General features: G+C 66.6%; 20 protein-coding genes. 15 read left to right on the top strand and 5 right to left on the bottom strand.

The window, feature by feature from the left end; all coding sequences use genetic code 11:
* From rplX to P0D62_RS01160, 14 genes are all read left to right on the top strand, one after another.
* Positions 1 to 372 (top strand): 50S ribosomal protein L24, encoded by a 372-nt coding sequence (gene rplX, locus P0D62_RS01225; RefSeq protein WP_275700789.1) that lies wholly within the window; start codon positions 1 to 3, stop codon positions 370 to 372.
* A complete protein-coding gene (rplE, locus tag P0D62_RS01220; protein ID WP_275700788.1) occupies positions 372 to 1,001 on the top strand; it encodes a 50S ribosomal protein L5 in 630 nt (209 codons plus the stop codon). Before rplX ends, rplE begins: the two co-directional genes overlap by 1 nt.
* Positions 1,002 to 1,010: 9 nt before the next feature.
* Positions 1,011 to 1,196, top strand: coding sequence for a type Z 30S ribosomal protein S14 (locus P0D62_RS01215; RefSeq protein WP_219080753.1), 186 nt, complete (start codon positions 1,011 to 1,013; stop codon positions 1,194 to 1,196).
* Between the two features lie 74 nt (positions 1,197 to 1,270).
* A complete protein-coding gene (gene rpsH / locus P0D62_RS01210; RefSeq protein WP_275700787.1) occupies positions 1,271 to 1,675 on the top strand; it encodes a 30S ribosomal protein S8 in 405 nt (134 codons plus the stop codon).
* Positions 1,676 to 1,701: 26 nt separating this feature from the next.
* On the top strand, positions 1,702 to 2,244 hold the full coding sequence (gene rplF / locus P0D62_RS01205; RefSeq protein WP_275700786.1) for a 50S ribosomal protein L6: 543 nt from the start codon (positions 1,702 to 1,704) through the stop codon (positions 2,242 to 2,244).
* Positions 2,244 to 2,627, top strand: a complete 384-nt coding sequence (rplR, locus tag P0D62_RS01200) for a 50S ribosomal protein L18 (RefSeq protein ID WP_275700785.1) — start codon at positions 2,244 to 2,246, stop codon at positions 2,625 to 2,627. Before rplF ends, rplR begins: the two co-directional genes overlap by 1 nt.
* Before the next feature lie 25 nt (positions 2,628 to 2,652).
* The gene (gene rpsE / locus P0D62_RS01195; RefSeq protein WP_275700784.1) at positions 2,653 to 3,258 is read left to right on the top strand and encodes a 30S ribosomal protein S5; all 606 of its coding nucleotides are present in this window, start codon (positions 2,653 to 2,655) and stop codon (positions 3,256 to 3,258) included.
* Positions 3,258 to 3,440, top strand: coding sequence for a 50S ribosomal protein L30 (gene rpmD / locus P0D62_RS01190; protein ID WP_275700783.1), 183 nt, complete (start codon positions 3,258 to 3,260; stop codon positions 3,438 to 3,440). The genes rpsE and rpmD overlap by 1 nt, the downstream gene beginning before the upstream one ends.
* A 1-nt stretch (position 3,441) precedes the next feature.
* The gene (rplO, locus tag P0D62_RS01185) at positions 3,442 to 3,882 is read left to right on the top strand and encodes a 50S ribosomal protein L15 (protein WP_275700782.1); all 441 of its coding nucleotides are present in this window, start codon (positions 3,442 to 3,444) and stop codon (positions 3,880 to 3,882) included.
* Between the two features lie 201 nt (positions 3,883 to 4,083).
* Positions 4,084 to 5,400: a preprotein translocase subunit SecY gene (gene secY, locus P0D62_RS01180; protein WP_275700781.1), complete on the top strand. Its 1,317-nt coding sequence runs from the start codon at positions 4,084 to 4,086 to the stop codon at positions 5,398 to 5,400.
* On the top strand, positions 5,397 to 5,987 hold the full coding sequence (locus tag P0D62_RS01175) for an adenylate kinase (RefSeq protein WP_275700780.1): 591 nt from the start codon (positions 5,397 to 5,399) through the stop codon (positions 5,985 to 5,987). The genes secY and P0D62_RS01175 overlap by 4 nt, the downstream gene beginning before the upstream one ends.
* Entirely contained in the window at positions 5,984 to 6,814 is an 831-nt protein-coding gene (gene map, locus P0D62_RS01170) for a type I methionyl aminopeptidase (RefSeq protein ID WP_275700779.1), read from the top strand. Before P0D62_RS01175 ends, map begins: the two co-directional genes overlap by 4 nt.
* Positions 6,815 to 6,869: 55 nt before the next feature.
* Complete coding sequence (locus tag P0D62_RS01165; protein ID WP_275700778.1) at positions 6,870 to 7,238, top strand: DUF1707 SHOCT-like domain-containing protein; 369 nt, start codon at positions 6,870 to 6,872, stop codon at positions 7,236 to 7,238.
* 200 nt (positions 7,239 to 7,438) lie between these two features.
* Positions 7,439 to 8,371, top strand: a complete 933-nt coding sequence (locus P0D62_RS01160) for a neutral zinc metallopeptidase (protein WP_275700777.1) — start codon at positions 7,439 to 7,441, stop codon at positions 8,369 to 8,371.
* A gap of 5 nt (positions 8,372 to 8,376) precedes the next feature.
* Here the strand turns inward: P0D62_RS01160 and P0D62_RS01155 are convergent, their stop codons facing one another.
* The 5 genes from P0D62_RS01155 to P0D62_RS01135 all read right to left on the bottom strand — a co-directional run bounded on the left by P0D62_RS01155 (position 8,377) and on the right by P0D62_RS01135 (position 14,493).
* Entirely contained in the window at positions 8,377 to 10,191 is a 1,815-nt protein-coding gene (locus P0D62_RS01155; protein ID WP_275700776.1) for a glycoside hydrolase family 3 protein, read from the bottom strand.
* A gap of 45 nt (positions 10,192 to 10,236) precedes the next feature.
* Positions 10,237 to 11,067, bottom strand: a complete 831-nt coding sequence (locus tag P0D62_RS01150; protein ID WP_275700775.1) for a carbohydrate ABC transporter permease — start codon at positions 11,065 to 11,067, stop codon at positions 10,237 to 10,239.
* Between the two features lie 3 nt (positions 11,068 to 11,070).
* A complete protein-coding gene (locus tag P0D62_RS01145) occupies positions 11,071 to 12,015 on the bottom strand; it encodes a carbohydrate ABC transporter permease (protein ID WP_275700774.1) in 945 nt (314 codons plus the stop codon).
* Between the two features lie 2 nt (positions 12,016 to 12,017).
* On the bottom strand, positions 12,018 to 13,310 hold the full coding sequence (locus P0D62_RS01140; RefSeq protein ID WP_275700773.1) for a sugar ABC transporter substrate-binding protein: 1,293 nt from the start codon (positions 13,308 to 13,310) through the stop codon (positions 12,018 to 12,020).
* A 145-nt stretch (positions 13,311 to 13,455) separates the two neighbouring features.
* The gene (locus P0D62_RS01135) at positions 13,456 to 14,493 is read right to left on the bottom strand and encodes a LacI family DNA-binding transcriptional regulator (RefSeq protein WP_275700772.1); all 1,038 of its coding nucleotides are present in this window, start codon (positions 14,491 to 14,493) and stop codon (positions 13,456 to 13,458) included.
* Positions 14,494 to 14,598: 105 nt separating this feature from the next.
* Here P0D62_RS01135 and P0D62_RS01130 point away from each other — a divergent pair, with 105 nt between their 5' ends.
* Positions 14,599 to 17,781 (top strand): GH36-type glycosyl hydrolase domain-containing protein, encoded by a 3,183-nt coding sequence (locus tag P0D62_RS01130; RefSeq protein WP_275700771.1) that lies wholly within the window; start codon positions 14,599 to 14,601, stop codon positions 17,779 to 17,781.
* Positions 17,782 to 17,787 lie beyond the last annotated feature (6 nt).

Here is a 17,787-nt window from a genome sequence, read left to right as displayed (position 1 = left end):
ATGAATTCGCTCCATGTCAAGAAGGGTGACCGCGTCAAGGTCATCTCCGGCAAGGACAAGGGTGCCATCGGCGAGATCATCGCCGTCTACCCCGAGGACCAGCGCGTCACCGTTCAGGGTGTCAACCTGGTCAAGCGTCACCGCCGCGAGGCGCAGGGCGCCAACGGCCGCCGGATCGAAGGCGGCGTGATCACCTCCGAGGCCCCGATCCACGTGTCCAACGTGCAGCTCGTGACCAAGGTCGACGGCAAGGACGTGGTGACCCGCGTCGGCTACAAGCGCGTCGAGGTCACCAAGCGTCGTCCTGACGGTTCGGAGTACAAGGCCTTCCGTTCGGTGCGCATCGCGCGCAAGACGGGGGAGGAGATCTGATGAGCGCCACCGCAACCACCACCGCTTTGCCGCGGCTGAAGCAGAAGTACCGTTCGGAGATCGTGCCTGCTCTCCAGCAGGAGTTCTCCTACGACAACGTGATGCAGATCCCGGGCCTGGTGAAGGTCGTCGTGAACATGGGTGTCGGCGAGGCTGCTCGCGACTCCAAGATCATCGACGGCGCCATCCGCGACCTGACCGCCATCACCGGCCAGAAGCCCCAGGTGACCCGCGCCCGCAAGTCCATCGCTCAGTTCAAGCTGCGCGAGGGCATGCCCATCGGCTGCCACGTCACCCTTCGTGGCGATCGCATGTGGGAGTTCGCTGACCGCCTGCTGACCCTGGCGCTGCCCCGTATCCGCGACTTCCGCGGCCTCAACGGCGCCCAGTTCGACGGCAACGGCAACTACACCTTCGGTCTCAACGAGCAGGTCATGTTCCTCGAGATCGATCAGGACAAGATCGATCGCGTGCGCGGCATGGACATCACGTTCGTGACCTCCGCCACCAACGACGCTGAGGGCCGGGCGCTGCTGAAGCACCTGGGCTTCCCGTTCAAGGCCGTCGACGACCCCAAGAAGGCCAAGTCGAAGCGCGGTCCCGCCTACTACGCCAAGAAGAAGAAGTGAGCTTAAGCGATGGCTAAGACAGCACTCAAGGTCAAGCAGTCCCGCAAGCCCAAGTTCGGCGTGCGTGCCTACACCCGCTGCCAGAAGTGCGGGCGGCCCCACTCGGTCTACCGCAAGTTCGGCCTGTGCCGAGTCTGCCTGCGCGAGATGGCACATGCCGGCGAACTGCCGGGCGTGACCAAGTCGTCGTGGTGACCAGCCCCACCTACTGATCAATACGCGACAGGTCCGGCTCCCGGAAACCGGCGCGAGAAAGAGGCAAACAAGTCATGACAATGACTGATCCAATCGCAGACATGCTCACGCGTGTGCGCAACGCCAACCAGGCGTACAAGGACGAGGCGACCATGCCTGCGTCCAAGATCAAGGTGGGCATCGCCAAGATCCTTAAGCAAGAGGGCTACATCGAGGACTTCGAGCTGACCCAGGTCGAGGGCCAGGTCGGCGACGTTCTCAAGGTCGTCCTGAAGTACGGCGATTCCCGCGAGCGTTCGATCGCGGGCCTGCGTCGCATCAGCAAGCCCGGTCTGCGCGTCTACGCGAAGGCCACGGCGCTGCCGAAGGTGCTCGGCGGTCTTGGTATCGCGATCATCTCGACGTCGCAGGGTCTGCTGACCGACAAGGAAGCCAAAGCCAAGTCCGTGGGCGGCGAAGTGCTCGCCTACGTCTGGTGACCGGGCAGGGATAGGAGGAAGAGAATATGTCGCGTATTGGCAGGCTCCCTATCACCGTTCCGTCCGGTGTGGATGTCAAGCTCGATGGCCAGCAGGTCGACGTCAAGGGCCCCAAGGGTTCGCTGACGCTCACCGTCGCTGAGCCCATCGCTATCGATAAGAACGCTGAGGGCCAGCTCGAGGTCACTCGTCCCAACGACGAGCGTCAGAGCCGTTCCCTGCACGGTCTTACCCGCACTCTCGTTGCGAACATGATCGTCGGTGTCACCGAGGGCTACACGAAGAAGCTCGAGATCGTCGGCGTCGGCTACCGTGTGGTGGCCAAGGGCCCGTCGCAGCTCGAGTTCGCTCTGGGCTACTCGCACCCCGTCGTCATCAACGCGCCGGAGGGCATCACGTTCACCGTCGAGACCCCCACCCGGTTCTCGGTCGAGGGCATCGACAAGCAGCTCGTCGGCGAGACTGCGGCCAACATCCGCAAGCTCCGCAAGCCCGAGCCGTACAAGGGCAAGGGCATCAAGTACCAGGGCGAGCAGATCCGCCGCAAGGCTGGAAAGGCTGGCAAGTAATGGCTATCTCGCTAAGCACCAAGAAGTCGCTGGCTCCCAAGCAGGCGTCGCGTTCGCGTCGTCAGCTGCGTGGCCGCAAGCGCATCAACGGTTCCGCCGAGCGTCCCCGCATGGTGGTCACCCGCTCCTCGCGTCACCTGTTCGTTCAGGTGATCGACGATGTGCAGGGTCGTACCCTCGTGTCGGCGTCCACCATGGAGGCCGACCTGCGCGCCCTCGAGGCGGACAAGTCGGAGAAGGCCCGCAAGGTGGGCGCCCTGGTTGCCGAGCGCGCCAAGGCCGCCGGCATCGAGCAGGTCGTCTTCGACCGCGCAGGCAACAAGTACACCGGCCGCCTGGCGGCCCTGGCTGATTCGGCCCGCGAGGCCGGCCTCAGCTTCTGACCCGACGAAAGGAAAAGGGAACACGATGAGTGAAACCCAGCAGCGCCGCGGTGGCGGTGCTCACGGTGAACGTCGTGGCCGTGACGATCGTCGTGGCCAGGCTGCCAAGGAAGAGAAGAACCAGTACCTGGAGCGCGTGGTTGCCATCAACCGCGTCGCCAAGGTCGTGCAGGGCGGCCGTCGCTTCAGCTTCACCGCTCTCGTAGTGGTGGGCGACGGCGAAGGCATGGTCGGCGTCGGCTACGGCAAGGCGAAGGAAGTTCCGGCTGCCATCGCCAAGGGCGTGGAAGAGGCCAAGAAGAACTTCTTCCGCGTGCCGCTGATCCAGCGCACCATCCCGCACCCCGTCCAGGGCGAGAAGGCCGGCGGCGTCGTGCTGCTGCGTCCGGCGAGCCCCGGTACCGGTGTCATCGCCGGTGGCTCGGCTCGCGCCGTGCTGGAGTGCGCGGGCGTTCATGACGTCCTGTCGAAGTCGCTCGGCTCCGCCAACGCGATCAACGTGGTGCATGCCACCGTTGCCGCGCTGAAGCAGCTGGAGACCCCCCAGCAGATCGCGAACCGTCGCGGCCTGCCCGTCGAGCGTGTGGCCCCCGCGGGTCTGCTGCGCGCGGCTCAGGAGGGACGCAACTGATGGCAGAGCTGAAGATCACCCAGAAGAGGGGCCTGGTGGGCAGCAAGCAGAACCAGCGCGCCACCCTCCGCACCCTGGGTCTGAAGAAGATCGGCGACTCGGTCGTTCGTGAGGATCGTCCCGAGGTCATCGGCATGATCCGCACGGTCGCCCATCTCGTTACCGTGGAAGAGGTCAAGTGACATGGCGCTGAAGATTCATGATCTGCGTCCTGCTCCGGGTGCCAAGACCGCCAAGACCCGCGTGGGTCGCGGTGAGGGCTCCAAGGGCAAGACCGCGGGCCGGGGCACCAAGGGCACCGGAGCGCGCAAGAACGTGCCCGAGGGCTTCGAGGGTGGGCAGATGCCGATGCATATGCGCATCCCCAAGCTCAAGGGCTTCAAGAACCCCTTCCGGGTTGAGTACCAGGTGGTGAACGTCGCCACGCTGGCCGAGCTGTTCCCCAAGGGCGGCGAGGTTACCGTGGCCGACCTGGTCAAGGCTGGCGCCGTGCGCGCCGGTCGTCCGGTGAAGGTTCTCGGTTCCGGCGAACTCGACGTCAAGCTCGACGTCACCGCCGATGCGTTCTCCGGCTCCGCGAAGGAGAAGCTCGCTGCGGCGGGCGGCTCCGCGACGGTGGCCTGAGCAACAACTCGAACAAGCGCCTGGGGGCGGCAGGGAGACCTGCCGCCCCCAGGCGCTTTCTGTACCTCTTCGGCGCGTCGGCGCACGCATCGTGGACGCATCCGCCGTTTTTGGGGGCTGTTGCCGGAGCGGGGTATGCTGCCATGGTTGTCGTGCGCTGTTGCGCGCGCCCAAAAAGCGAGTAGACGAAAGTAGTGCCGGATGATTTCCGCCTTCCTCAACGCGTTCCGAACACCGGATCTGCGTAAGAAGATCTTCTTCACCCTGGGCGTCCTCGCCGTGTTCCGATTGGGCTCCACCATCCCGACGCCCAATGTGAACATGGCGCGCGTGGGTGAGTGCGTGGCGCTCGCCACCCAGGGTGCTCAGGCTGGGCTCTACAACATGATCACCCTGTTCTCGGGTGGTGCGCTGCTTCAGCTGACGATCTTCGCGCTGGGCATCATGCCGTACATCACGTCGTCGATCATCATGCAGCTGATGACGGTGGTGATCCCGAAGCTCGAGGCCCTCAAGAAGGAGGGCGCGTCGGGGCAGGCGAAGATCACCGAGTACACGCGGTACCTGACGCTGGTCCTCGCGGTGCTGAACGCGTCGGCGTTCGTCACGCTCGCTCGCACCGGACAGCTGTTCAGCGGGTGCCCCGGCGTCCTCTACACCGAGGAGCTGTTCCCGCTGGTCACGATGGTGCTGATCATGACCGCGGGCACCGCGATCATCATGTGGATGGGCGAACTGATCACCGACCGCGGCGTCGGCAACGGCATGTCCATCATGATCTTCACCCAGATCGCGGCGTCCTTCCCGTCGGGTCTGTGGTACGTCAAGCAGCAGAACCCCGGCGCGGTCGGTTGGTTCATGTTCTTCGCCGTGATCGGCGTGGGTCTGCTCGTCATGCTGGGCGTGATCTTCATCGAACAGGGACAGCGTCGCATCCCGGTGCAGTATGCCAAGCGCATGGTGGGTCGTCGCCTGGTCGGCGGATCGACCACCTACATCCCCCTGAAGGTCAACCAGGCAGGCGTGATCCCCGTCATCTTCGCCAGCTCGATCCTCTACCTGCCCATCCTCTACAGCACGTTCCAGCCCGATAGCGCCGTGGGCCTCTGGATCGCCCAGAACCTCGGCGGCACGAGCGGCCAGTTCTCGTGGGCCTACAACCTGCTGCAGTTCGTGCTGATCGTCGCCTTCGCGTACTTCTACGTCTCGATCACCTTCAACCCGGAGGAAGTCTCGGACAACATGAAGAAGTACGGCGGCTTCATCCCGGGCATCCGCGCCGGCAAGCCCACCGAGCGCTACCTCGCGTACGTCCTGTCGCGGCTCACGGCCCCCGGCTCGCTCTACCTCGCGGTCGTCGCGCTGATCCCGACCATCGCGTTCGTGCTGGTGGGAGCCAACCAGAATTTCCCCTTCGGCGGCACCTCGATCCTTATCATGGTGGGCGTCGGTCTCGATACGGTCAAGCGCATCGAGAGCCAGCTACAACAGCGTAGATACGAGGGCTTCCTTAGATGAAATTTCTGATCATGGGTGCGCCTGGTGCCGGGAAGGGCACCCAGGCCAACGACTTGGCGCAGTACTACGGGGTACCCGCCATCTCCACCGGCGAGATCTTCCGCGACAACATTCGGAACCAGACGCCCTTGGGCATCGAGGTGAAGAAGCTGATCGACGCGGGGGAGTACGTGCCCGACGATGTCACCGAGGAGATCGTCGCCGCCCGCATCGCAGAGCCGGATTGCGAGGGCGGCTTCCTTCTCGACGGCTTCCCCCGCACCATGCACCAGGTGCATTTCCTCGACAGCCACCTCGCCGAGCAGGGGCTGGCCCTCGACGCCGTGGTCTCGCTCTACGTCGAGCCCGACGTGCTGGTGGCGCGCCTGCTCGCTCGGGCAGCCAAGGAGGGCCGGGCTGACGACAACGAGGACACGATCCGTCGGCGCATGGAGGTCTACGCGGGCCAGACCGCGCCCCTGCTGATCCACTACGAGATGAAAGGCCTGCTCGTCGAGGTCGACGGCACCGGAAGCATCGACGAGATCAGGGAGCGCATGTTCGCCCAGCTCGATGACTTCCTGAAGACGTCTCCCCGGCGCGGATGAGCATTGATCGCAAGACCCCGCAGCAGCTGAAGCTGATGCGCAAGGCCGGTCTGGTCGTGGCCGAGGGGCTGGCCGCGATGATCGACGCGGCGCGTGTGGGAATCACCACGGCGGAGATCGACGCCGTCGGACGTGACGTGCTGGAGCAGCGCGGTGCCGTGTCGTCCTTCTTCGGCTATGGCGGCGACTACGGCCCACCGTTTCCTGCGGTGGCCTGCATCTCGGTCAATGACACCCTGCTGCACGGCATTCCCGATGCCAGGCCGCTCGCCGACGGCGACGTGGTCTCGATCGACTTCGGGGCGATTGTCGACGGCTGGCACGGTGACGCCGCCCGGACGATCATCGTCGGGAATGGGGAGTCCGCGGATGCGGCCATGATCGCCGTCTCCGAGCAGTCGTTCTGGGCAGGTGCGTCGGCGATGCGGCCGGGCAACAAGGTGGCCGACGTGTCCCGCGCGATCGAGACCGCCATCCGGCGCGCCCCCGAGTCGTACGGCATCCTGCGCGAGTACACCGGTCATGGGATCGGCACCGAGATGCACATGGAGCCCGACGTGCCCAACTGGCATCGCAGCCTCGCCCGCACGCCCCGTCTCGATCCTGGGGTCACGCTGGCCATCGAGCCGATGATCACGCGCGGCACCCGGCGCACCGTCGTGGCAGACGACGAATGGAGCGTGCTCAGCGCGGACGGGTCGCGGGGATCGCATTGGGAGAACACCGTCGCGATCACCGCCTCCGGCGTATGGGTGCTGACTGAGCCCGACGGGGGAGAGGCGCGGCTGCGCGCCCTCGGCGTGCCGTTCGGCGCCCTGTCCGACTGAGCGAGGGTAGGCGAGGGGGACGTCCGAGCTTGCGATTGCCGTTAGCATGGATGCCATGATTCAGCTGCCGCCGTCGTCGAAGTATCGTGCTCAGGCAGATGCGGCCGTGGACGACGCCGAACGCGAGGCCCTGACCAGCCGCCTCAATGACGCCTTCGAGCGCGGGGATCTGACCCAGGAACGGTATCTGGAGAATCTCGACATCGTGTACGCCGCCACCACGCTCGGCGATCTGATCCCCGTGGTGGAGCAGCTGCCGGGCCCGGTGGCGTCCACTCCTGCCATCGTCGAGTCGCAGTCCGCACCGCCAGGGGTGGTCAAGCAGGGCCGCAGCGTCGTGATGCCGGCCGTGGTGATCGGTGTCGGGGCTGTTGCGCTGCTGATGGTGCTCTCTGTGCTGATCGCGGTGTTGATGTTCTTGTGAGCGAGCGTCCGAGCTTCCTCCCTCCGGAAGGTCCGCGTCGTCCACCGGCGCAGCCGGGCTGGGGCGTCGGATGGCCGCCGCCGCAGGCTCCGACTCCGCGCTTCGTCGCACCTCAGCAGTTTCCTCCACCCCCGTACCCGCGCCATGCGGCCCCACCGTCCTGGCAGCCTCCTCCGCCCAGGCGTCGTCGTGGTGGCTGGGTGGTCGGCCTTCTGGTCGCCCTCGGCGGACTCGCGCTTTTCGGTTTCGGCGTGCTGACGGTGATGGGAATGCTGCTTCCCGACATCGACGACGAACCGACCGTTCGACCTTCCCCGCCAGTGGTCTCGGTGCCGCCGGCCGAGGAGCCCGACCCCGACCCGCCCGTCATGCAACCTCCCGGCGAGGAGCCGGACGCCGATCCCCGGCCTCCGGGCTGGGATCTGCCGGAGCGCGAGTGGCCGGAGATCCCGCCGGCCAACTCCAGCGACCCGAACTGGGTGGTGGTGCAGACCAGCGTCCTCTACAGCGCCCAGTTTCCCGCCCACACCGGATGTCCGCCGCCCCGCTACGCCTTCGAGTACGCCGAGATGCAGGACTACGTCACGCAGCAGATGGCGTGCATCCAGCGAGCGTGGAAGGACGTGCAGCGCGAACTCGGCTTCAGCACCCAGGACATCCCCGTGCACTTCTACTCCGGCGACGGCGTCTCGTCGGCCTGCGGATACGTGGAGGCTCCCGCCTTCTACTGCTCAGCCGACGGGGGAGCGATCTACTTCGGCCAGGGCACGCTGGACTGGGGCACCTTCCAGCTGTTCGGCATGAAGGACATGGCCGCCCACGAGTACGGCCATCACTTGCAGGCGCAGGCAGGGTTCTTCGAGGCCATGTACTACCTGGGCAACGACGACGAGATCATCCGCCGCTCGGAGTTGCAGGCCACCTGCTTCGGCCAGGGCATGATCGGTCGCGACGACTCCTTCGTGATGGACGAGGAGTACTACGACGAGCTTGAGCTCAAGCACGAGCAGGTGGTCGACGACGGCACCCACGGCAGCAACAAGGCCAACGACTTCTGGGGCTTCCGCGGGCTGTACGCCACGTCACTGTCCGAGTGCAATACCTGGACCTCGCCGTCGAAGGACGTGAAGTAGCTCCCTCAGCGCGGAGCCGCGAACAGGGGATCCTCCAAGCCCACCTGGTCCTCCGGGTGATCGCGGACGTCCTGCATCGAGCGGGGCAGATCGAAGGGAAGCACCCCCACGGGAGGAACGACGCCTGTCAGCGCGTCGACCAGGGCGTCGTCGCTGGTGCCGTAGTTCGCCGTGAGCACCGAGGCGACGTCGAGGAGGGGAGTGATTACGGCCGGGCGATCGAGGAAGACGTCGACGAGCACCGGGCAATGCCGCGCGATCCGCGCGAGCCGGTGCGCCAGGCCCGGCTGGAACTCCAGCGAGCCCTGGTGGAACCAGGCCTCAAGGAACAGCTCGTCGCGAGGCTCCCAGGGAGCGCGAAGCCGAATCACCGCGAGGCCGGCTTCCTCCGGAGTGTTCACGACGGTGCCCAAGCGCGACGCGGCCTCCGTCGACATCCCCTCGACGTAGACGCTGCGCGTGCCGGTCAGGGGCAGCACGTCGTGGCCCCGCAGCACCGTCACCGACGCCGCCTGAGCCCGGTGCCCCTCCGCGCGGAACAGGGAGCTGCCGACGATCTCCATCGCGTGCTGCTCGTCGACATAGGGGTTGTCGAAGAGTCCCAGCTGGAACTTGACCGTGAGAAGGCGTCGCACGGACTCGTCGATTCGCGCTTCACCCACCCTGCCCTGGGCGACGAGGTCGGCGAGGACCGAGACGCATTCCTCGCCGCCGAACTGGTCGCAGCCCGCCTCGAGGAGGCGTTCCATCCGGCCGTGGGTATCGAGGTGTTCGACGCCCCAGGCCCGGGCCGCGAGCACCTGATCGCCCACGTGGTTGTCGTTGACGAGCTCCCAGTCCGAGAGCACGACACCGTCGTAGCCCAGCTCGCGACGCAGCAGCTCGGTCACGATGGGGCGGTTGTAGCCGAAGCCCACCTCGTCGGCGTCGATGCCACGGAGACGCAGGCCGATCGGCTTGGAGTAGTAGGGCATGATCGCGCTCACCCCGGCCGCGATCGCCGCAGGGAAGGGCTGCAAGTGCGCTTCCTGGCTCTGGCTCGGGTACACCTGCTCAGCGCCGTAGGGGAAGTGCGAGTCCTCGCCGCCCTTGACGGTGCCGCCGCCGGGGAAGTGCTTGGCCGTGCAGGCGACGCTCCCCGTTCCCAGCTGTCGCCCTTGCATGCCGGCGATGTACGCGACGCCGAGCGCCGTGACGACCTCGGGATTCTGCCCGAAGGTCTGTGCCTGGCGCGCCCAGCGAGGCTCGGTGGCCAGGTCCAGGGTGGGGTGCAGGGCGGCGCGAATGCCGACCGCGATGTACTCCTGGCGAGCGATGTCGGCGAACCGTCGCACCAGGTCGGGATCGCGCAGGGCGCCCAGGCCGAGCATCTCGGGCCACTGTGAGAAGCAGCCCGCAGAGAAGCTCGCGCCGGCGTTCTCGGCGAAGGAGTGACGAGGATCGCTGGAGATCGTCACAGGAATGCCGTGGGGAGTCTGCTCGGCGATCGCCTGGACGGCGTTGTGCCATCGAGCCGCCGCGCCAGCGTCGCGAAGCAGATGCACGTTGAAGTGGTTGACCAGCTTGTCCTTGACGACCGTGGAGGTGGCCGTCTTGCTGATCGCGCCCGGCCCCTCCACCACCGATCCGTCCGGCCCCGCCTCGATGACGGTCTGGAACATGAGGCCGATCCTCTCGGGCAGTGAGAGCCTGCCGAGGAGATCCGCCACGCGTTCGGCGACGGGAAGGCGCGGATCCTCGTAGGGATCCATCACCCCGTTGCGGTTCAGGTCGCGGAAGACGATTCCGTGGGGATCGGTGGTGAAGGTCGGGTGTGTCACGTGGGTTCTCCTGGTCGTGGGTGCAGAGCTATCGGTGAGAGCGGATCACTTGATGCCGGTCGTCGCGATGCCCTGGATGAACCGGCGCTGGAAGATCAAGAACACCACCAGCACGGGAAGCACCACGATGGTCGCTCCGGCCATCAGCAGGCCGTACTCCGTCTGGTTCTGACCCGTCGAATAGAGCGCGAGCGCTACGGGAAGGGTATAGGTGTCGTTCGTCTGCGCGACGACCAACGGCCAGAGGAAGTTGTTCCAGCTTCCGAGGAAGGTCAGGATGCCGAGGGTGGCCAAGGCCGGCCCGAGCAGCGGAAGGATGACCCTCAGGAAGATCTGGATCTCGCCGGTGCCGTCGATGCGCGCGGCCTCGATGAGCTCTCGCGGCAGTCCGCTGATGAACTGGCGCATCATGAACACCCCGAACGGTCCCACCAGGAACGGGAGGAACAAGCCCGGCAAGGTGTTGATCAGGCCCATGTTCGCCACCAGGACGAACAGCGGGACGAAGGTCACCACACCGGGGATCATGAGAGTTCCCATGATGAGGAAGAAGATCACCTTCTTGCCCCGGAACTCCAGCATCGCCAGCGCGTAGCCCACCATCGAGCAGAAGAGCAGGTTGCCCGCGGTGACGACGCTGGCGACGATGATGGAGTTGCGGAAGTAGACGTCGAAGGAGAGTCGGCTGAAGAGGTCCGTGAAATTCGTCAGCGTGGGGCTCTCCGGCCACCAGGTGGGAGGCACTTGGCGCAGCTCGGCGCTCGTCTTGAACGCGCCGAGCACCATCCAAGCGAATGGCGTGATGACGACGACCAACGCGACCGTCAGGATGAGATAGAGCCACCAGCGTTGGCGGAAGCCGGCTTTTGTCAGCATGACTCAGTCCTCCTTACCGAGGAACTTGAACTGGAGCAGCGTGATGATCGCGATCACCAGGAAGATCAGATAGCTCAGCGCGGCGGCGAAGCCGTAGTTGCCGAAGCTGAACTGCTGATAGGTGTACATCGACGCCGAGATCGTCGAGTTCAACGGACCGCCGCTGGTCATGACGAACGGCTCCTCGAAGAACTGCAGATAGCCGATGACCGTGGTGACGGAGACGAAGAGCACCGTCGGCCTCAGGATGGGAAGCGTGACGTTGAGGAATCGCTGCCACGCGCCGGCGCCGTCGAGGGACGCCGCCTCATGCAACTCCACGGGCACCGACTGGAGGCCGGCGAGGAAGATGATCATCGAGGTGCCGAAGTTGCGCCACACGGCCATCGCGATCAGCGAGGGCATCGCCCAGGTGGTCGAGCCGAGCCAGTTCGGTCCGTCGATGCCGACCCAGCCGAGGACGGTGTTGACCAGACCGCTCTCGGGGTTCAGCAGGAAGCGCCACACCACCGCCACGGCGACGATCGACGTGATCACCGGGGTGTAGAAGCCGAGCCGGAAGACCGCTCTGAGTTTGGTGATGCCGTTGTTCAGCGCGATAGCCGCTGCCAGTGCCACTGCGAGGGTGAGTGGTACGCCGACCACGACAAAGATGCCGGTGTTCAGTGCCGCTTGCTGGAAGATCGGATCGGCAAGCGCTTTCGCGTACTGCTCGAGCCCGACGAAGTTCACGGCGAAAGGGGTGCGCAAGTCGCGGTTGCGGATGTCGGTCAGCGAGAAGAAGATCGACTGCACCACCGGCCATGCGGTGAAGACCAGGAACAGCAGCAGGAACGGCAGGGTGAAGATCCACCCCGCCCGCTCCTCCATCTTGGCGCTGGGCCCTCCGGAGGAGCGGGCGCGATTCCTGCCGGCGCGTGCCGACGGAGTCGCTGCGGTGGCCGACATGGCTACTGACCTGTGCCGATCGAATCGGCCTGCGCCTGGGCCGCCGTCATGGCGTCCTGGCCGGACAGTCCCTGTTTCGCGACCTTCTCGATCTCGCCGTCGAAGCTCTCCGCGACCTGCTCCCACGACGGGAAGGAGGGCGGTGCCTGAGCGGTGAGCAGCTGGTCGCCGAACTTGGAGAGCTTCTCGTCGCCGGCCAGAACCTGGTCATCCCAGGCCGCCTGAACCGAGGGCAGGTCGCTGGTCAGGTTGTACCACTTGATCTGGGTCTCGGGCTGGCTCAGCCAGTCCACGAGCGCCCATGCCGCATCGCGGCTCTCGGTGCCCTTGAACACGGCCAGGTTCGATCCGCCGATGAAGGAGCTGCTGGTGGCGCCGCCGGAACTCGGGATCGGCGCGACGTCGTACTTGGACGCGAAGTCGTCGTCCCCGCCCGTGGCGGCGTAATCCTCGATGATGCTCATCATCCAAGGACCGGAGACGAACATGGGCACCGCGCCTCCCACGAAGTCGGCCTCCGTCTGGCCGGCCGGCGGCTGCGGATCGGCGATGCCGTCGGCGAAGTAGGAGCCGAAGTAGTCGACGGCCGCCACCATCTCCGGCGTGTTGAAGGTGTACGCGTCGTCGCTGGCGACGGATGCTCCGCGCGACCAGGCGAAGGGAAGCACGGTCTGCCAGGATCCGGTCTGGCCCGGCTGCAGGCTGATGCCCCACTTCACGCCGTCCTGGCCCTTGAGGGAGGCCGCCATGGCCTTGAACTCGTCCTGATCCGTCGGGACGGCCGAGACTCCCGCGGCGGCGAGAATGTCGGTGCGGTAGTAGACGAGTCGCGTCTCGACGTACCACGGCACGCCGTACGAGGTGCCGTTGACGACGGTGGTGTTGTGCGCGCCCTCGAAGAAGACGCTCGAGTCGATGGAGCTGGGGGTCGGATCCAGGGCGTCCATGCCGGCGAACTCGCCCATCCAGGTGGTGCCGACCATCGCCACGTCCGGCGTGGTTCCGGCCGTGATCGAGTTGACGAACTTGTCGTGGGCGGAGTCCCAGGGGACCGCGGTGACGTTGACGGTGATGTTGGGATTGGCGTCGGTGAATTCCTTCACCAGCTCGGGCAGCTTCTCGCCCTCCGCGCCCATCGCCCACACGTCGAGAGTGCCGGAAGCATTCTCCGTGTCGACAGATTGCACGGGGGCGGGGCTCTCGCCGCCTGTGGGGTTGTCATCCGCACGGCCGCAGGCGCTGAGCATGACTGCCGCACCGGCCGCTAGAGCAACGAAGGTTAGGCCGCGTCGCATGTTTCCTCCTGTGTGTTCGGGCCGGTGGTTCTGCGACGTCAAGGTGTGGGTTCCCCGAGGGACGTCGTTGAGCCTCGACCAAATGTCGCGCGTGTAAGCGCTTACATTTGATGGTACCTGACCCCGGAGAGGAGTGCAAGAGGGGTCAGTTCGGCTCGGGGCAGCCGCAGGACTGTCGGTACACGACGGCGGTCGGGAGTCGGTGCTTGCTGTCGGTCTCGGGTGAGGAGCCGAGCAGTTGCTGGAATCTCTCGACGACCAGATGGCCGAGGTCGCGCACGGGCTGGCGGACCGTCGTCAACGCGGGGGAGAGGTAGCGGGCGGCGAAGACATCGTCCCACCCGGTGACGGAGATGTCGTCCGGGATGCGAACGCCGCTCTTCTTCAGGGCGCGCAAGACGGGGAGGGCGAGCTCGTCGTTGGCGCACACCAATCCGTCGGTTCGGATGAGCCCTGAGGTCAGGCTGTCCGCGAGAATGGCGCCGATTCGCTCGCCCCCTGCTTCGTGTGGCAGGCAGGGCACGGGATCCCGCGGGCTGAGGTCGCGCTCCTCGTGCGCTTCGACGAAACCTCTGTATCGCTCATGGAGGTCGGGTGCGACGCTGGGGTCGCCGAGGAAGAGGAGGTCTCGGCGGGCGTGAGTGTCGAGGAGGTGGCTCGTCAGCTCCTTCGCGCTGGCGAGGTTCTCGGTGGAGAAGTCCTCGATTCCTTCGTGGTGGTCTCCAGCAAAGGTGACGACGGGGATCTTGCGGCGGATCGCCTCGAGCGTGGTGGCCTTGACGCGGACGTTGCCCATGACGGCCAGCGCGTCGACCCTCCCCGCGAGCCGGCGCACCATGGCGTCGGCGTTCTTCTTGCCGTTGGTGAGCATCACCATGACGCTCGCCTCATAGGTCGCGGCCGCGGCCTCGAAGCCGGTGAGCAGTTCGGCGTAGTAGGGGCCGCTCAGTTCCGGCAAGGCCAGACCATAGGCCTCGTTGTTGCGGGCTGCGAGGGCACGCGCGGCGCCGTCGGGCACGTAGTTGAGATCCTCGACGGCGCGCAGCACGCGCTCCCTGGTGGCGGGGGAGACCACCTCGGGCTTGCTGAGCACGCGGGAGACCGTAGCGATGGACACACCCGCGGCGTCGGCCACCTCGTAGATGGTCTTGCGCCCGGTGTTTCCTCCTGGTGCCTCCGTCATTGGTCTCCCATGCTGTCGCGTGCCGTCCTGGCTGGGATGAGCTTAGCTGTTTGGCGCTAGGGGGAGCGTTGCCTCGGCGTTAGGTAAGCGCTTACAGTTTGCGTCATGGCCGATCTGCTTGCACCGTTGCACCCCTCCACTCCGCTGGAGGACGGATTGGCGGGGCTCTGGCTCCGCGAACGCGTGGATGGCGAGGAGTCGCTGTGGCGGCCGATGGATCTCTCGCGGCGTCGTTCGGGGGTCGCCGAGGGTCTGCGATGGACCTGGCGGCGCGAGGCGCAGGAGTCGGGGTGGTCCACGGAGATCCTCGTCACCAATCTCCGATCGGAGCCGGTGGAGTTCGATCTGCTCTGCGTCGAGGATCCGTCGTTGAGCCCACCAGAGGTGCTGGAAGCCAACCGTCTCTATCCCAGCCAGTACCTGGATGTGACGCCGCTCGACCTGGGAGACCGAGGCACGGGACTGGCGATCAGGCAGAACATGCCCGGTCCTCGAACGCCGTGGGCACTTCTGGGCAGCTACACGCCGTGCGTCGCGTGGGCCACGGACGCGCTGCAGCTCTTGGGGCGCGGCCTGCCGGAAGGGGCTCCGTGGCCGGGCCTCCGACGCGATCTTCCCAGCGAGCGCCTTCAGCACGAACACGCGCTCGCTGCGCTGCAGACCGAGGCGATCACGCTCCGCCCGGGTGAGCGGTGGCGTGGGGGCTTCTTCCTGATCCACCTCGACGACCACCCCGAGGCCACGACCGCTTCGGACGCGGCTCGTGCGACGTCGCTCGCGTTGAAGGCAGACGTCGAGCACCCCGTCCAGGCCCCGGTGGACGAGGCCTCCGAGAGCCTGGTCGGGCGAGAGGCCGCCTACCTACCGGTGCGAGCCCTCAGTGACGAAGAACTGTCCCGCTTGGTTCCGGGGGAGCGCCGACACCCCGAGATCGTCGACGGCCGGACGCTCGGATGGTTCACCGCCGACGGCGACCTCCTCGTCACCGCCGCGAAACAGGCGATCGTGCTGCGTCCGCACGGGCAGATCCTGCGCCCGCTCGGTGGCCTTACCCCGGACGAACACGACGTGACCAGCACCGTGTGGATGGACGGTGGCTTCTGCACGCATCTGACGCAGGGGCACGCAGCGCGGGGGAGGATCCTCTCCTCGCGCCTCACGCCGCTCGGCATCGGCCGAATCCACGGCCTTCGGATACTGGTGGACCTTGGGCGGGGCTGGCAGCTCCTGGGGACACCGTCGGCATGGCTGTCGGGGGTGGACAAGGCGACGTGGTGGTATGCGACGGGCGGGCACCTGCTGCAGGTCAGCACCGGTGCGCCCGGTCCCGATGGACGTTGCGTCGTCGCCGTCTCCGCGCTCGTCGGCGAGCCGGTGCCCGCCATGGTGGCGTTGTCGTTCGACTGGAGCGGGGCCCCCGGTGCGCTCGGGCCGGTCGCGGTAAATGGGGTGAGCGTCATCGTCGCGGCGCCCGAAGGCTCACTCGCGCGCGCTGCCAATGAGGAGGCGCGCCTCGAGATCCTGGTGCCCGACGGCGCCGTGGTGGCCGACGACGGCCCGCTTTTCGCCGACGGCTCAGGCAGGGGGGAGCCGATCGTCACCGTAGCCGTCGCTCCGATGAGGCAGTGGTCAGTGTCCTTGCTGCCCCGAACGACCCAGAGCCAAGGTGAGAGCCGAAGCGTCGAGGACTGCGGCTGGGATGACGTGCATACGAGCGTCGCCGTTCGGAGCGCGTCGCCCGGACCCGCATCCGACCTGCTGTCGCGGATCGATCAGATGACAGGTTGGTACGCCCACGACGCCATCGTCCACTACCTGTCGCCCCGAGGGCTGGAGCAGCACACCGGGGGCGCCTGGGGAACGAGGGACGTCGCGCAGGGGCCGGTCGGCCTGCTGCGATCATGGGGAGAGCATGCGGCGTGGCGCGACCTGCTGATCACCGTCTTCGGCGCGCAGCGCGCGCGAGGAGACTGGTCCCAGGCGATCGAGTTCCTGCCCGGCTTCACCCGGGCTGCGGAAGAACCCCACGGCGACGTGGTCTATTGGCCGCTGCTCGCGCTCGGGCAGTATCTCGGTGCCACCGGGGACACGTCGGTTCTGGACGCGATGGTCGCGTTCGGCGATGCCCCTGGCCGGTCGGCGTCGCTGATCGAACACGTCGGGCGAGCCCTCGACCTCATCGAGTCGACCTTCATCGACGGCACCTCGCTACCGGCTTACGGTCATGGCGATTGGAACGACTCCCTGCAGCCCGCGAACTCCGAGCTCACCCAGCGCATGGTCTCGACCTGGACGGTCGTCCTGCAGATCGAGGCGCTGGGACGGCTGGCGGCAGGGCTCGCGACTGCCTCGCCCGAGGTTGCGCAGCGATCGCTGGCCTTCGTCGAGGCGAGCAAGGAGCAGCTCCGGAACTGGTTGCTGCTCGACGGCGTGCTCGCCGGCTACGGGGTCGCTGAGGGGCCGGGGCGGTTCCGTCCGCTCATCCATCCTCGTGACGACGAAACGGGCCTGACCTACTCCTTGCTGCCCATGATCCACGCGATCTCCGGCGACCTGCTCACCATCGAGGAGGCGACGCGTCACCTGAGCCTGATCGAGCAGCACCTGACCGGTCCGGACGGCGCGCGGCTGTTCGACCGGCCGGTTGCCTACCGCGGCGGCCCGATGACGGTGTTTCGACGGGCGGAGGCCGCCAGCTTCTTCGGTCGGGAGATCGGCCTGATGTATCTGCATGCGCACATCCGGTACGCGGAGGCGCTGGCGCGGATCGGCGACGGGCCCGCACTGCTGCGTGCGATGGCTCGTGCGGTGCCCGTCGGGATCGAAGAGCTGGTGCCGAGCGCGATGCCCCGTCAGGTGAATGCGTACTCGTCCAGTTCGGACGCGGCATTCGCGGATCGCTACGAGGCCGCCGACGACTATCGCCGGGCATTGGCCGGTGAGGTGCCCCTCGAGGCGGGGTGGCGGGTGTATTCGTCCGGACCGGGGCTGTTTCTGGAGATCCTCACCCAACGCATGCTCGGCATCCGGCACGCGGCTCGTGAGATCGAGATAGACCCGGTCCTCGATCCTCAGCTGGGTACGGTCGGCGCCCGGCTTCCCGTGCTCGGCGGTCCGCTCGAGGTAGAGATCGTGCCAGGTGAGAAGGGGCACGGCCTCTTGGTCGTCGAGGTGGACGGGAGGCCGGTGCCCATGCGAGCCCTGGCCAACCCGTACCGAACGGCCGGGGTCACGGTGAGCGCGGACGACCTTCGGGGCGCCAGAAAGCTGCGCGTCGTCACGCTGTGACGCGAA

The organism is Tessaracoccus caeni (assembly GCF_029211185.1).
Lineage (GTDB): Bacteria > Actinomycetota > Actinomycetes > Propionibacteriales > Propionibacteriaceae > Arachnia > Arachnia caeni.
Note: the sequence above shows the minus strand (reverse complement) of the source record. Positions and strands in the feature narration are given on the sequence as shown.

What these genes read in the sequence shown, in the direction of transcription:
- rplR (WP_275700785.1), top strand. Translation starts at nt 2,244, where the DNA reads ATGGCTATCTCGCTAAGCACCAAGAAGTCGCTGGCTCCCAAGCAGGCG.
- P0D62_RS01150 (WP_275700775.1), bottom strand. Translation starts at nt 11,067, where the DNA reads ATGCTGACAAAAGCCGGCTTCCGCCAACGCTGGTGGCTCTATCTCATC.
- P0D62_RS01130 (WP_275700771.1), top strand. Translation starts at nt 14,599, where the DNA reads ATGGCCGATCTGCTTGCACCGTTGCACCCCTCCACTCCGCTGGAGGAC.
- rpmD (WP_275700783.1), top strand. Translation starts at nt 3,258, where the DNA reads ATGGCAGAGCTGAAGATCACCCAGAAGAGGGGCCTGGTGGGCAGCAAG.
- rplX (WP_275700789.1), top strand. Translation starts at nt 1, where the DNA reads ATGAATTCGCTCCATGTCAAGAAGGGTGACCGCGTCAAGGTCATCTCC.
- P0D62_RS01140 (WP_275700773.1), bottom strand. Translation starts at nt 13,310, where the DNA reads ATGCGACGCGGCCTAACCTTCGTTGCTCTAGCGGCCGGTGCGGCAGTC.
- map (WP_275700779.1), top strand. Translation starts at nt 5,984, where the DNA reads ATGAGCATTGATCGCAAGACCCCGCAGCAGCTGAAGCTGATGCGCAAG.
- rplF (WP_275700786.1), top strand. Translation starts at nt 1,702, where the DNA reads ATGTCGCGTATTGGCAGGCTCCCTATCACCGTTCCGTCCGGTGTGGAT.
- rpsE (WP_275700784.1), top strand. Translation starts at nt 2,653, where the DNA reads ATGAGTGAAACCCAGCAGCGCCGCGGTGGCGGTGCTCACGGTGAACGT.
- P0D62_RS01215 (WP_219080753.1), top strand. Translation starts at nt 1,011, where the DNA reads ATGGCTAAGACAGCACTCAAGGTCAAGCAGTCCCGCAAGCCCAAGTTC.
- rpsH (WP_275700787.1), top strand. Translation starts at nt 1,271, where the DNA reads ATGACAATGACTGATCCAATCGCAGACATGCTCACGCGTGTGCGCAAC.
- P0D62_RS01175 (WP_275700780.1), top strand. Translation starts at nt 5,397, where the DNA reads ATGAAATTTCTGATCATGGGTGCGCCTGGTGCCGGGAAGGGCACCCAG.
- P0D62_RS01145 (WP_275700774.1), bottom strand. Translation starts at nt 12,015, where the DNA reads ATGTCGGCCACCGCAGCGACTCCGTCGGCACGCGCCGGCAGGAATCGC.
- P0D62_RS01165 (WP_275700778.1), top strand. Translation starts at nt 6,870, where the DNA reads ATGATTCAGCTGCCGCCGTCGTCGAAGTATCGTGCTCAGGCAGATGCG.
- rplO (WP_275700782.1), top strand. Translation starts at nt 3,442, where the DNA reads ATGGCGCTGAAGATTCATGATCTGCGTCCTGCTCCGGGTGCCAAGACC.
- secY (WP_275700781.1), top strand. Translation starts at nt 4,084, where the DNA reads ATGATTTCCGCCTTCCTCAACGCGTTCCGAACACCGGATCTGCGTAAG.
- P0D62_RS01135 (WP_275700772.1), bottom strand. Translation starts at nt 14,493, where the DNA reads ATGACGGAGGCACCAGGAGGAAACACCGGGCGCAAGACCATCTACGAG.
- rplE (WP_275700788.1), top strand. Translation starts at nt 372, where the DNA reads ATGAGCGCCACCGCAACCACCACCGCTTTGCCGCGGCTGAAGCAGAAG.